11 protein-coding genes are annotated in these 13,460 nt (G+C 64.8%); 8 read left to right on the top strand and 3 right to left on the bottom strand.

Annotated features, from left to right (window positions below; all coding sequences use genetic code 11):
• Positions 1-29: 29 nt before the first annotated feature.
• On the bottom strand, positions 30-1,028 hold the full coding sequence (msrP, locus tag FFS30_RS19815; RefSeq protein ID WP_137914943.1) for a protein-methionine-sulfoxide reductase catalytic subunit MsrP: 999 nt from the start codon (positions 1,026-1,028) through the stop codon (positions 30-32).
• Between the two features lie 192 nt (positions 1,029-1,220).
• Here msrP and cmk point away from each other — a divergent pair, with 192 nt between their 5' ends.
• The 8 genes from cmk to galU all read left to right on the top strand — a co-directional run bounded on the left by cmk (position 1,221) and on the right by galU (position 9,966).
• Entirely contained in the window at positions 1,221-1,910 is a 690-nt protein-coding gene (gene cmk, locus FFS30_RS19810; protein WP_137914942.1) for a (d)CMP kinase, read from the top strand.
• A gap of 236 nt (positions 1,911-2,146) precedes the next feature.
• Positions 2,147-3,820, top strand: coding sequence for a 30S ribosomal protein S1 (gene rpsA, locus FFS30_RS19805; protein ID WP_137914941.1), 1,674 nt, complete (start codon positions 2,147-2,149; stop codon positions 3,818-3,820).
• A 150-nt stretch (positions 3,821-3,970) separates the two neighbouring features.
• Positions 3,971-4,258 carry an integration host factor subunit beta gene (locus FFS30_RS19800; RefSeq protein WP_137914940.1) on the top strand — a complete coding sequence of 96 codons (288 nt, stop codon included), beginning with the start codon at positions 3,971-3,973 and terminating at the stop codon, positions 4,256-4,258.
• A 134-nt stretch (positions 4,259-4,392) separates the two neighbouring features.
• A complete protein-coding gene (locus tag FFS30_RS19795; protein WP_137914939.1) occupies positions 4,393-4,692 on the top strand; it encodes a lipopolysaccharide assembly protein LapA domain-containing protein in 300 nt (99 codons plus the stop codon).
• Positions 4,692-5,876 carry a lipopolysaccharide assembly protein LapB gene (gene lapB / locus FFS30_RS19790; protein ID WP_137914938.1) on the top strand — a complete coding sequence of 395 codons (1,185 nt, stop codon included), beginning with the start codon at positions 4,692-4,694 and terminating at the stop codon, positions 5,874-5,876. The genes FFS30_RS19795 and lapB overlap by 1 nt, the downstream gene beginning before the upstream one ends.
• A 91-nt stretch (positions 5,877-5,967) precedes the next feature.
• On the top strand, positions 5,968-7,062 hold the full coding sequence (locus FFS30_RS19785) for a glycosyltransferase family 4 protein (RefSeq protein ID WP_249352562.1): 1,095 nt from the start codon (positions 5,968-5,970) through the stop codon (positions 7,060-7,062).
• 18 nt (positions 7,063-7,080) lie between these two features.
• Positions 7,081-8,967, top strand: coding sequence for a nucleoside-diphosphate sugar epimerase/dehydratase (locus FFS30_RS19780; RefSeq protein ID WP_137914937.1), 1,887 nt, complete (start codon positions 7,081-7,083; stop codon positions 8,965-8,967).
• A 114-nt stretch (positions 8,968-9,081) separates the two neighbouring features.
• Positions 9,082-9,966, top strand: a complete 885-nt coding sequence (gene galU, locus FFS30_RS19775; protein WP_137914936.1) for a UTP--glucose-1-phosphate uridylyltransferase GalU — start codon at positions 9,082-9,084, stop codon at positions 9,964-9,966.
• A 15-nt stretch (positions 9,967-9,981) separates the two neighbouring features.
• On the opposite strand, the gene FFS30_RS19770 is transcribed toward galU, so the two are convergent.
• Entirely contained in the window at positions 9,982-12,693 is a 2,712-nt protein-coding gene (locus FFS30_RS19770; protein WP_137914935.1) for a protein kinase, read from the bottom strand.
• A 4-nt stretch (positions 12,694-12,697) separates the two neighbouring features.
• On the bottom strand, positions 12,698-13,252 hold the full coding sequence (locus FFS30_RS19765) for an ECF-type sigma factor (protein WP_137914934.1): 555 nt from the start codon (positions 13,250-13,252) through the stop codon (positions 12,698-12,700).
• Positions 13,253-13,460: the final 208 nt, after the last annotated feature.

Genomic DNA, 13,460 nt, shown 5'->3' with positions numbered 1-13,460 from the left:
TGCTTCGGCTTCGACGCATTGGAAGAAGGTCAAAAATCTTTGCGCAGATCCATGCCGGCGTACAGGCTTGCGACTTGGTCGGCGTAGCCGTTGAACGGCTTGGTCTCGATGCGATTGCCGAATACGCTGAAGCCGTCGCCGGCGATGCGCCGCTCGGTGCGCTGGCTCCAGCGCGGATGGTCGACGGCCGGATTGACGTTCGAGTAGAAGCCGTATTCGTTCGGCGCGGCGAGATTCCAGGTCGTACGCGGCATGTTTTCGAGGAACTCGATTTTGACGATGGACTTCGCGCCCTTGAAGCCGTATTTCCACGGCACGATCAGGCGCAGCGGCGCTCCGTTCTGGTTCGGCAGCGCGCGGCCGTATAACCCGACCGCGAGAAAGGCGAGCGGGTGCATGGCTTCGTCGATACGCAGCCCTTCGCGGTAAGGCCAGTCGAGCACGTCGCGGGCAAGGCCGGGCATTTCCGCAGGGCGCTGCACGGTCGTGAAGGCGACGTATTTCGCCTGAGCGGTCGGCTTGAACCGCTTGAGCAGGTCGCCGAGCGCGATACCGCTCCACGGAATCACCATTGACCAGCCCTCGACGCAGCGGTGGCGATAGACGCGTTCTTCGAGCGCGTGTGGCTTGAGGATGTCTTCGAGGGTGAACTTGCCGACGACTTCGGCGTGGCCGGCGATTTCGACGCTCCAGGGCTGCGGCTTGAACTGGCCCGAGGTACGTGCCGGATCGCTTTTATCCGTGCCAAATTCGTAATAGTTGTTGTAGTGCGTCGCGTCCTTATAGCTGGTCTGTGGGTCGGACACGACGTATTCGTCCTTCTTGGTGATCGCAAGCGGTTTCTCGTCGGGATTCGGCTCTGCCGTCGCCGTGCCGGCCCCCGTGCTCGGTGCGTTCCCGGCACTGCAGCCGGCGACCAGGCCGATCGCGCCGAGGCCGAGCATTTTCAACGCGTCGCGGCGGCGCTGGTAAATCGATTCCGGCGTGATTTCGCCGGCGCGGATATCGGAAAGTTTGCCGATTCTCATGGGGATTTCTCTCTCTCTCTCTCTCCGCCGAACCGTCTCGACTCGGCGGGCAGCGTCATGGTGTCGATTATTCGACCGATTGAAAGGGAATTCCTTACAGCAACGCGTTTCCGCGTTGAGACCCGAGTCAGCCATTCTCGGCATCCACCGCGCACTCGGCTAGAATGCCGCGTCTTCCACTGCCGCCAAGCCATGCCCACTGCGCAATCCGAGAAGCTCGTTCCCGTGCTGACGATCGACGGTCCCTCGGGCTCAGGCAAGGGGACAATCAGCGCGCACGTCGCCGCGGCGCTAGGCTGGCATCTGCTCGATTCGGGCGCGCTGTACCGCGCCGTGGGCTTTGCGGCGAGCCTGGCCGGGCTCGATCTGTCCGACGCCGAAGCGGTCACGCGCTGCGCCGAAACGACGAAGATATCGTTCCGCGATCCCAAGGACGGCGGCGAGACGCGGGTGATCGTCAACGGCCTCGATGCGACTGCGGAAATTCGCACGGAAACCTGCGGCGCGGCGGCTTCGGCGATCGCGGCGATCCCGGCGGTGCGGGCGGCGCTGTTCGAGAAACAGCGTTCGTTCCGCAGGAATCCGGGCCTCGTCGCCGACGGCCGCGATATGGGCACGGTCATCTTCCCCGACGCCGGGCACAAGGTATTCCTGACCGCGAGCGCCGAGGAACGCGCGAAAAGGCGCTATAAACAGTTGAAAGAAAAGGGTTTGAACGTTACACTAGGAACCCTTTTGCGCGAAATCGAGGCACGCGACGTACGCGATGCCGAGCGCGCAGTGGCGCCGCTGAAGCCGGCTGCGGATGCCGTTCTCGTCGATTCGACCGGAATGTCGATCGACACCGTCGTCGCCAAGGTGCTGGAGCTGGTCCGCTCTTAGGTCTAAAGAACAAGCAGAGCGTTTTGGCCACGGATTACACGGATTAGCACGGATTGAAAATCTTCGGATTTATCTGTGCCAATCCGTGTAATCCGTGGCGAAAATGCTTTTTGGCCCTCGCCGTTCGCGGCGGGGAATTGCAACGGTACGCAAGGCGAGAGCCTCACGTGCCACAACCGGTGGATCGCGCCGAATAGCCAACCGCGGGCGATCTGTATATCAACTAGAGAATCAAAATGACTGAAAGTTTTGCCGAACTGTTTGAACAGAGCCAGCAATCGCTGGCCAAATTGAAGCCTGGCGTCATCGTCTCGGGCATCGTCGTCGAAATTCGCAATGACGTCGTCGTCGTCAATGCGGGATTGAAGTCCGAAGGCATCGTGCCGATCGAACAATTCCGCAATGAAGCGGGCGAGTTGGAAGTGCAAGTCGGCGACGAAGTGAAGGTCGCACTCGATGCGATCGAAGATGGTTTCGGCGAAACCCGACTGTCGCGCGAAAAAGCCAAGCGTTCCATGGTGTGGGACGAGTTGGAAGAAGCGCAGAAGGCCAATGCCACCGTGACCGGCCGCGTATCGGGCAAGGTCAAGGGCGGCTTCACCGTGGACATCAAAGACGTGCGCGCATTCCTGCCGGGATCGCTCGTCGACGTGCGTCCGGTGCGCGATCCGGTCTTCATCGAAGGCAAGGATCTCGAATTCAAGATCATCAAGCTCGACCGCAAGCGCAACAACGTGGTCGTCTCGCGCCGTGCAGTCGTCGAGAGCGAGCACTCCGAGGAGCGCGAGCAGATGCTCGAGCGCCTGCAGGAAGGCGCGGTCGTCAAGGGCGTCGTCAAGAACCTCACCGACTACGGCGCGTTCGTCGACCTCGGCGGCATCGACGGCCTGCTGCACATCACCGACATGGCGTGGAAGCGCGTGCGTCATCCGAGCGAAGTCGTCAACGTCGGCGACGAACTCGAAGTGCGCGTGCTGCGCTTCGACCGCGAGCGCAACCGCGTCTCGCTCGGCCTCAAGCAGCTCGGCGAAGATCCGTGGGTTGCGATCAGCCGTCGTTATCCGACCGGCACGCGCCTGTTCGGCAAGGTCTCGAACGTCACCGATTACGGTTGCTTCGTCGAGCTCGAGCCGGGCGTCGAAGGCCTCGTGCACGTTTCGGAAATGGACTGGACCAACAAGAACGTCAATCCGGCCAAGCTGGTCCAGGTCGGCGACGAGGTCGAGGTCATGGTGCTGGACGTGGACGAAGAGCGTCGCCGCATCTCGCTCGGCATGAAGCAGACCCAGTCGAATCCGTGGGAAGCGTTCGCCGCGATCCACAAGAAGAACGACAAGGTCTCGGGTCAGATCAAGTCGATCACCGACTTCGGCATCTTCATCGGTCTCGACGGCGGCATCGACGGTCTCGTTCACCTGTCCGACATCTCCTGGCAGGCGACCGGCGAAGACCTCGTGCGCCAGTTCAAGAAGGGCGACACGGTCGAAGCCGTCGTTCTCGCGGTCGATCCGGAGCGCGAGCGCATCTCGCTCGGCATCAAGCAGCTTGAGCAGGATCCGTTCGGTCAGTTCATGGCGGCGCATCCGCGCGGCAGCATCGTCACCGGCACTGTGAAGGAAGTTGACGCCAAGGGCGCCACGATCGAACTCGCCGACGGCGTTGAAGGCTACCTGCGTGCGAACGACATCGCCAAGGAACGCATCGACGACGCGACCCAGCACCTCAAGGTCGGCGACCAGGTCGAAGCCAAGTACACCGGCATGGACCGCAAGGGCCGCATGCTGCAGCTGTCGATCCGCGCGAAGGACGAGGCCGAACTGGCGTCGGCGCTCGAGGAGTACCAGAGCGCTGCCGGCGGCACGACCAAGCTCGGCGCGTTGCTCAAAGAACAGCTCGGCAACAAGGGCTGATTTTGCACAAGGCTCTACCCGGCGTCATGCCGGGTAGAGCGGAAAAACAGGCCACGGATTACACGGATAGGCACGGATCAGGAACGTTCGCTCTATCCGTGCTTATTCGTGTGATCCGTGGCCGTAGTGTTTTTATCGGGGGGAGAAATCATGACCAAGTCGGAGTTGATCGAAGCATTGGCTGGGCGGCAGAGTCACTTGGCTTTCAACGACGTCGAGCTGGCGGTGAAAAACGTACTCGAACAGGCGAGCCAGGCTCTGGCTCACGGCGAGCGCATCGAAATTCGTGGCTTCGGCAGCTTCTCCCTGCATTTCCGCCCGCCGCGCATGGGCCGCAATCCGAAGACCGGTGCCCCGGTCGCGCTGCCCGGCAAGCACGTGCCGCATTTCAAGCCCGGCAAAGAACTGCGCGAGCGCGTGAACGGCACGCAAGACTAAGTCCGCTTTGGCACGGCTCTCCGCGCTTTCCGCAAAGTAACGAGTTTTTCAATCCTTCGCGTCGGGCATCGAACCCGACCCGGCCCTTGCGCGATCTGCGATAATCGCCGACGTCGTGGCTTTCCCGCATCCGCATGCGTCTGATCCTGGTCCTGCTCGTTCTCGCTTTCGCCGCCGCCGGCGCGATTTTCGGCGCGCTCAACAGCGAGACCGTCGCTTACGATTTCTACTTCGCCACATGGTCCGTGCCGAAGGGCGCGATGCTGATCGCCGCCGTGCTGCTCGGCTGGCTGCTCGGCGGAGCGCTGGTGTATTTCGGCCTCGTGCTGCGCTTGCGCGGACGTCTGCGTGCGCAGGAGCGCGCACTCGCGCGGACTGATTCCGCCGCTGCCGGATCGAACCTCTCGCCGACGGATTCCGAGCTCAATCGCTGATGCAAACCGCCTATATTCTCGCCCTGGTCTGCGCCGCCCTGTTGCCGGTCGCGGCCGCGTCGGGCTGGTACCTGAGCAAACGCAGCGGCGAGCGCCGCCGCCATGCGCGCGTCTCCGAACTGTCGTCGAGCTACTTCCGCGGCCTGAACTACCTGCTCAATGAGCAGCCCGACAAGGCGATCGAGGTGTTCCTGCAGCTCGCCGAGTTCAACCGAGACACGGTCGAAACGCATCTTGCGCTCGGCAACCTGTTCCGCCGTCGCGGCGAAGTCGACCGTGCCATCCGCGTGCACCAGCATCTGATTGCGCGGCCGAATCTTTCCGATGAAGAAAAGACCATCGCATTGCTCGAACTCGGCGAGGACTACATGCGCGCAGGTCTGCTCGACCGCGCCGAGACCTTGTTCACCGACCTCGTTGCGATGGACGCCCAGGCGCCATCGGCGCTCCGGCATCTGATCGGCATCTACCAGCACGAGAAGGACTGGGAGAAGGCGATCGAGCACGCGCGGCGCATGGAGAAGATCACCGGCGAGTCGCAGGGCGCGACGATCGCGCAGTTCTATTGCGAACTCGCCGAGACCGCGCGTGGAGCGAAGCAATTCGCCGATGCGCGCAAGTGGCTCGACCAAGCGCTGCAGAGCCAGCCGGAGAGCGTGCGCGCGCAGATCGTGCTCGGCCATCTCGAACTGCAGGAAGGCAACGTCAAGGCCGCCACAGTCGCGTTCGAGCGCGTCGCCACGCTCGACGTCGACTTCGTGCCCGAGATCCTGCCGCAGTTGCTCGACTGCTATGCGCGCCTCGGCCAGATGCAGCGCGCGGAGAAATTCCTGCTCGACAATATCGACCGTTCGCACGGCGTCGCGCCGGTGATCGCGCTAGCCAAGCTGTTTGCGAGTACGCGCGGCGAGCCGATCGCAATCGAATTCCTTACGCGCCAACTGCGTCAGCGTCCGTCGGTGCGCGGCCTGATGACTCTGATCGTGACCGACCTGCACCGTTCCGAGGGCGCGGCGCGCGACAATCTGCTCGTGCTGCAGGATCTCACGCGCCGCCTGCTCGAGGGCCAGGCCGCTTATCGCTGCACGCGCTGCGGCTTCGGCGCCAAGTCGCATCATTGGCAATGCCCGAGCTGCAAGACCTGGGGTTCGGTGAGGCCGATCCACGGCGTCGCGGGCGAGTAGGGCGTGGGCGCAGAGTACGCGCTCGGCCTGCGGCGAGATTCTTCCTGCGAAGGCGGGAGCCGCAGAAGCACGCAGAGCGCGGGCTGAAGACGTGTCGGATACGGCCGCCCTTTTTCTCGTGCTTGCCTGTGCGGCGTTTTCCGCTTTCGCGACGTGGCTGTCGATCCGCTACGCGCATCGCCGCCGCCTGCTTGATATGCCGGGGCAGCGCCGCTCGCATTCCGTGCCGACGCCGCGCGGCGGCGGGATCGGCATCGTCGCCGCGGTTCTCGCCGCGCTCGCGATCCTCGCCGCCAACGGCCAGATGCGCATCCTCGGCGAGTCGGCCATCGCGGCGGTGGCTATCGTCGCCGCCGTCGGCTGGATCGACGATCACCGCGGATTGAGCGCGCGCGTGCGCCTGGCCGCGCACCTGGTTGCCGTCGTCGTTTTGTATTTCTATTTGTTCCGCTTCCTCGTCTTCTTGTCGACGGCGCAGCCGTTCGGCGGCAGCGTTCATGCAGCGCGTACCCTCACGGCGGCGGACTATGCGATCCCGTCTGTTCTCGTGATCGTTTTCGTTCTCGCGAATGTGTGGTTCGTCAATCTGCACAACTTCATGGACGGAATAAACGGCTTGCTCGCGAGCCAAGCCATTTTCATTTTTCTCGCTCTCGCTTGGCTCGTCCAGGGTGACAACAGGCTGGTTCTGCTGCTCGGCGCTGCGGCCGTCGTCGGTTTTCTACCGTTCAATTTTCCGCGCGCCCGTGTGTTCATGGGCGACGTCGGCAGCGGCGCGCTCGGATTGTTGATCGCCGGCGCGGTCGTGTTGCAGGCGCTTTCCTTCCACGGTTCGCCGTTCAGCGGCTTGATCGTCTGTTCCGCCTTCGTCGCCGACGCGACCTGCACCTTGCTTTCGCGCATGCTGCGCGGCCGGCGCTGGTATAGTGCGCATCGCGAGCATCTGTATCAGTGGCTGGTGCGCAGCGGCTTCTCGCATGCGCGCGTGGTCGCCTTCTACATGGGCTGGAACTTGTGCGTCGTCGTTCCGGTCTTGTATGCGGTCAATCGCGGCGCGGCGCCGACATCGCCGTCCACCGGTTTTGCCTGGACCCTCGCGGTCTACCTGCTCGCGGCGATCGTATGGATCGCCGGCAAGCGCTGGTGCCTGAAGCAGGCAAGCCATGCAAAAAAGCAAGAAATATAAAATGAGATTTCCGTTCCCATGCGTCCGCGCAGTCTGATCGCTTCCATCCATCCGCGCCTGGCGGTCGTACTGCACGACCTGGCGATGGTCTGGCTGGCGTGGATCGCGACCAACTGGCTGCGCTACAGCCTGGAGCCGGTCGCCGTGCCCGAGGTCGCCTTCGCTGTTGAAGCAGCGATCGTCGTCTTCGTGCAAGGTCTCGTCCTCTGGTGGACGGGGCTCTACAAAGGGCTGTGGCGCTTCGCCAGCCTGCCCGATCTATGGAACATCCTGCGCGCCGGCGTGCTCGGTGCGCTCGGCATCGCGGTGGCGCTGTTTCTTTACAACCGCCTCTCCACCGTGCCGCGCGCGGTGCTCGTGATCTATCCGGCCGTGCTCGTGCTGTTCCTCGGCTTGCCGCGCCTGGCCTACCGATATTGGAAAGACAGCCGGCTCGATTTCGCGCGCGGCATACCGGCCAAGCGCGTGCTCGTGCTTGGCGCCGGGCGCGCGGGCGAGACGCTGATCCGCGAGCTATCGCAGGAACGCCGCTATCGTCCGGTCGGCATTCTCGACGACAACGCGCAGCTACGCGGCGCGAAGGTGCATGGTGTGCCCGTGCTCGGCACCCTCGAACAATTGCCCGATCTCGCCGGCGAAGTCGCGGCCGAAATGCTGCTGATCGCGATGCCGTCGGCGAGCAACGCGCAGATGCAGCGCATCGTCGAGCTGTGCGAAACGACCGGCATCGCGTTCCGCACCGTGCCGCGCCTGCAGGACGTCGTCGCCGGCCGCATGGCGTTCAACGAACTCAAGGAAGTCGCGATCGAGGATTTGCTCGGCCGCGATCCGGTGCAGCTCGACTGGACTGCGATCCGCACCGGCCTGTCCGGCGCGCGCGTGCTCGTCACCGGCGGCGGCGGCTCGATCGGCTCGGAACTGTGCCGCCAGGTCGCGCGCCTCGGCGTCGAGTCGCTGACCGTGCTCGAGCTTTCGGAATTCAACCTGTACAAGATCGAACAGGAACTCAAACAGGAATTCCCCGATCTCGTTTTCAACGCCGTGCTCGGCGACTGCGGCGACGCAGCCGTGTGCGAGCGCGTGTTCGCCCAGGCGCGGCCGCAGATCGTATTCCATGCCGCGGCGTTCAAGCATGTGCCGCTGCTGCAGACGCAGGTGCGCGAAGCGTTCCGCAACAACGTGCTCGGCACGCAGGCCGTGGCCCAGGCCGCCGACCGTTTCGGCGTCGGCAGCTTCGTGCTGATCTCGACCGACAAGGCGGTCAACCCGACCAGCGTCATGGGCGCGTGCAAACGCGCGGCGGAAATCTTCTGCCAGAACCTGGCCGCGCGCTCGGCGACGCGCTTTATCACCGTGCGTTTCGGCAATGTGCTCGATTCGGCCGGTAGCGTCGTGCCGCTGTTTCGCGAGCAGATCCGCGGCGGCGGTCCGGTGACGGTGACGCACCCGGAAATCACGCGTTACTTCATGACGATTCCCGAGGCCTGCCAGTTGATTCTGCAGGCCAGCGTGCTCGGGCAGGGCGGCGAGATCTTCGCGCTCGACATGGGCGAGCCGGTCAAGATCAGCTATCTCGCCGAACAGATGATCCGCCTCGCCAACAAGGTGCCGGGCCGCGACGTGCATATCGTCTACACCGGCTTGCGTCCCGGCGAAAAACTGTTCGAGGAACTGTTCCATTCGCAGGAAAACTACGTCGATACCAGCCACGCCAAGATTTTCCTTGCCCAGCCGCGCAGCATGTCGTGGGACCTGCTCAATATCCAGCTCGCGCGCGCCGCGCAGGCCGTGCGCGACTACGACGAGGACACCCTGCGCCGCTGCCTGACCAGCCTGCTGCCGGAATTCGCTTTCCGCCCCGAGACCGAGGCCGAAATCGTGCCGATCGCACGCGGGCAAGCGTGAAGAGCTTTTTTGCCACGGATTACGCGGATAAAATCTGATTGAAGAGCGTGCTTAGTCTTTATCCGTGTTTGTCCGTGTAATCCGTGGCCGAATATTTTTGCTTTAGGAGCTGTAATGGCGAAACCGATGCGCAAAGTGGTATTCCCCGTGGCCGGCCTCGGCACGCGTTTCCTGCCGGCGACGAAGACCGTCGCCAAGGAAATGTTGCCCGTGCTCGACCGACCGCTGATCCAGTACGCCGTCGACGAGGCCGTCGACGCGGGTGCCGATACGCTGATCTTCGTCACCAATCGCTACAAGCACGCGATCGCGGACTACTTTGACAAGGCCTACGAACTCGAAGCCAAGCTGACCCAGTCGGGCAAGAAGGAACTGCTCGCCCTCGTGCAGGGCACCTTGCCGAAGAACGTGCGCTGCATCTTCGTCACCCAGCCCGAAGCGCTCGGTCTCGGCCATGCCGTGCTTTGCGCCAAGCAGGTCGTCGGTGACGAACCGTTCGGCGTGATCCTCGCCGACGATCTGATCTGGAACTCAGGCAAGGGCTGCCTGCGCCAGATGTCCGAACTGTCGATGCGTGAGAACGGCGCGGGCGTGATCGCGGTCGAGGAAGTGCCGCACGACCGGACCGACAGATACGGCATCGTCGATGCGACCGCAATTAACGAGCGCGCGGCGAAGATCAACCTCGTCGTCGAGAAACCGAAGCCCGATGTGGCGCCGTCGAATCTCGCGATCGTCGGCCGCTATGTGCTGCCGGCGCGCATTTTCGAGCTGCTCGAAAAAACCGAGCCCGGCGCGGGCGGCGAAATCCAGTTGACCGACGCGATCGAAGCTCTGCTCGGCGAACGTTCGGTGCTGGCCTATCGCTTCGAGGGCACGCGCTTCGACTGCGGCAACAAGCTCGGTCTCGTCCAGGCGACGCTGCACATGGCGATGCAGGATCCCAAGCTCGCCGCGGCGACGAAGGACTTTATCCGCGAATCGCATTGGGCGAACTGAGCGCAGCGTCCTGAGTCATTCCCGGCGGAACGCGGAGTCCGCGGGGAATGCCGCCTCGAAGATCGGCCGCAGCGGCTTTTCCAGAGCGTCGGCTTTGTCCTCCTGGCCGGACGCTCTGAGGCTGCGGGCCCACAACAGCCCATAGCGCGCCGTATGCGGGTGCGTGGCGCCCACTTCGCCGAGTGTGGTCGTATAGGCGAGTTCGTCGAAGCGCAGCGCGGCGGCCGCGTCGCCCTTGACGCGCGCGATGTCCGCGCGCAACTGCGCGGCGCGCGAACGTATCCAATAATTGGTCTTGGCCTCCGGCGCATCGAGCTGGTCGAGCAGAAGCGCGGCCTCGGCGTACTCCTTGTTCGCCACATGCCATTTCGCCAGCGGCAGCCGCGTGTAGGCCAATTGAATGGTTTTCGGATCGCTGGCCGTCCACGCCGCGATGGCGTTGTCGAGCAGTTTGCGCGTTTCGGCGCTCGTTTGGCCCATGTCGACCAGGTTCGCGGCGAGATAGACGCGCAGGGTTTGCAGCGTGGTGTCGTTGGGCGATTTCGCCACGTACTTCTCGTAGATGGCGGCGGCACGTTGCAGGCGCGGCAGCGCTTCCGTGTAGCTGCCCATTTCGTGCCGCACCCAGCCCGTGAAAGACAGGGCCATGGCGTAGCGGCCGCTGCGCTCGCCGTCGAGGCGCGCACGCGCGGCGACGGCCTGATCGACCAGGGTGAGCGCGTCCGCGTACTGCCCTGCATCGGTCAGGAACTGGACCAGGGACAGGCGGCTTGAGGTCGCCGTCGCACTGTCCTCGCCGTAGAGTTCGATCGCGAGGGCGAGGGCTTCTTTGGACGTTTCCGTCGCGCGTGCCTGCTCGCCGCTGCGGTGAAGCGCGATGCTGTCGCAGACCAGCGCCGCGCGGTAATCGTCCGTGTGCGTGGCGCCCGCGCTGCGGTAGAGGTCGATTTCGCGCGCGCACAATTTATGCGCCTGGGGGAAATCGGCTTGATGCAGAGCGGCCTGACTCAGGTTGTGCAGGCTGCGCGCTACGAGCAGAGGCGCCGCTCCCGAACGCTCGCGCAGTTGCAGGCTCTGCTCCGCGACCTTGCGCGCTTCACCGTGCTTGTCGTTGCCGATGAGAGCGGCGGCGTAGGTGTCAAGCGCCGCGGCAACGCGTTCGGAATCGTCGGCGGCATGTTCTTGCACCAGTTGCAGGGCGCGGTGGGCCGCTTCCTCCGCGCGCTCCGCCGATTGGCGCGTGTCGAGCAGGGCACGGCTCAGCGCATCGAAGGCGCGCGCCGCCGCCAGCGGATCGGCGACGGACGGATCGAGATTGAGCGCGGCGGCCTTCTCGAGCAGCGGCGCGCCCGCGGTGCCTTCGTTGATGCCGCGATACGCTTCGCCGAGCGTTTCCAGCAGGCGCGCGCGCACGCGCGGCTGTGCGGCGAGATCGCGTTCGATGCGCAGTGCCCCCTGGTCGAGCACTTCGCGGGCGCTGAAGTCGTGGCGGCCGCTGGTCTTCGGGTTGGACAAAGCGAACACCGAGCCGACGAAATCGAGCGCGCTTTCCGCCGTCGCCGCCTGCGCGCGCGCGTCGCGTTCCGCGTGCAGCGTGCGCCAGGTGAAGCCGATCGCGACGGCGAGCATCAAAGCGCCGACGGTAAAGGCCGGCCAACATCGCCGCAACAGGCGCGCGCCGACATAGGCGAGCGTGGGCTTGCGCGCGAGCACCGGGCGGTGCGCGGCGATGCGCTCGATGTCTTCGGCCAGCGCGAGCGCGGACGGATAGCGCCGCGCCGGGTCGAGCGCGCAGGCGCGCGCGCAGATCGCGTCGATATCGCCGCGCAGGCGCGATCGCCACGGAACGTTCGCGGTCGCCGCACTCGGCGCAGGCATCGGTTGTGGGTTCGCCGGGTCGTACGCCGGCGGCGTCGCGTCGGTCGCAAGACGGTAGAGCAGCAGGCCGAGCGCATACACGTCGGAGGCGACCGTGGGTGCTTCTGCGCGCGCCTGCTCGGGGCTCGCGTAGCTCGGCGTCAAATAGCTGTGTTCGTCGGCGGTGGCCTCGATGCGGTCGAGCGCGCGCGCGATGCCGAAGTCGAGCAGCACCGGCGTATCGTCGTCGCGTACGAGCACATTCGACGGTTTGAGATCGCAATGCACGACCAGATGCTGGTGCGCGAACTGCAGCGTTGCGCAGATGGACACGAAGACACGCAGACGCGCTTCGAGCGAGGCCTTCGTGCGCTCGCACCAGGCATCGAGGGCAACGCCGTCGACATATTCCATGACCAGGTAGGGCGCGCCGCCCGGCGTCGCGCCACCGTCGAGCAGGCGCGCGATCTGCGGATGCTGCAGATTGGCGAGCAACTGACGTTCGCGTGCGAAGCGCGCCGCGACGTCGCCGTGGGCCGCGCCGCGGATCAGCTTGATCGCCGCCTGCTGAGTGAAGTGGCCGTCGGCGCGCTCGGCCAGATACACCGCGCCCATGCCGCCGTGGCCGATCTCGCGCACCAAGCGCCAAGCGTCGAGCACGTCTCCGGGCTGCAGTTCCGTCGCGCTGAATTGGCGGATCATCGCGCTCAGCGGCGCGCGTGAACGCGTGCGCGTCGCCGCGTCGGCGTCGAGCAGGGCGAGCACGTCGGCGGCGAGCGCGGCATCGGCGCCGGCCGCCTGCAGCGCGGCCTCGCGTTGCGGCGCAGGCAAGTCGCAGACGAGTTCGAACAGGCGGCGCAGCTCGCTCATGCGTTCAGGTCAAGGCACGATTGACGAAAGCGCGGGCGAAGCGCAAGTCGCGGTCGATCGTCGGCACCGACACGCCGAGGGCCAACGCGATGTCGCCGCGCTCCATGCCGGCGAATGCGGACAGCTCCATCGCCTGTGCCGCGCGAGCGTCTATCGCTTCGAGCTTGCGCAGAGCCTCGTCGAGCACGACGACATCCATCGCTCCGGTGTCGTCGGACAAGTCGGCGATGCTGCCGATGGTGATTGTCGCGAGCCGGCCGGCGCGGCGCCCGGCAAGGATCGCGCGCGCGCGGTCGACCAGGATCGAGCGCATGTACAGCGCGCTGACCGCAAGGAAATGCGCGCGGCTGGCAAAGGTCTTGCCCGCGCCGAACAGGCGTGCGACCGCTTCATGGACGAGGTCGGTCGGATCGAGCGTGACCGAGTCCGATTCGCCGCGCAGGCGCTGCACGGCGATCTGATGCAGCAGCCCGTAAAGTTCGGGCATCACCGGTTCGAGCGCGACACGGTCGCCTTCGCGCCAGGCGGCGAGCCGCAAGGTGATGTCGGATTCGGTCACGGTACCCCGGCTGTGTCCCCGTTACAGCGGCCATCATGCGACATGGCGCACAGATGTCAATTCGGCACGCACGCGTCGGAGAAGAAAATTTTCGCCGACATGATAGGCGGCCACGGTGTTTTTCGCTTGCTTCTTGATGAACGGGGAATTGTCTTGAGGCGGGGGTAAGAAATGCGGGGCGCAGCGCTGGGGGGGAATCTGCCGGGAG

It is taken from the genome of Rudaea sp. 3F27F6, assembly GCF_005503555.1.
Taxonomy (GTDB): Bacteria; Pseudomonadota; Gammaproteobacteria; order Xanthomonadales; family Rhodanobacteraceae; genus Rudaea.
Note: the sequence above shows the minus strand (reverse complement) of the source record. Positions and strands in the feature narration are given on the sequence as shown.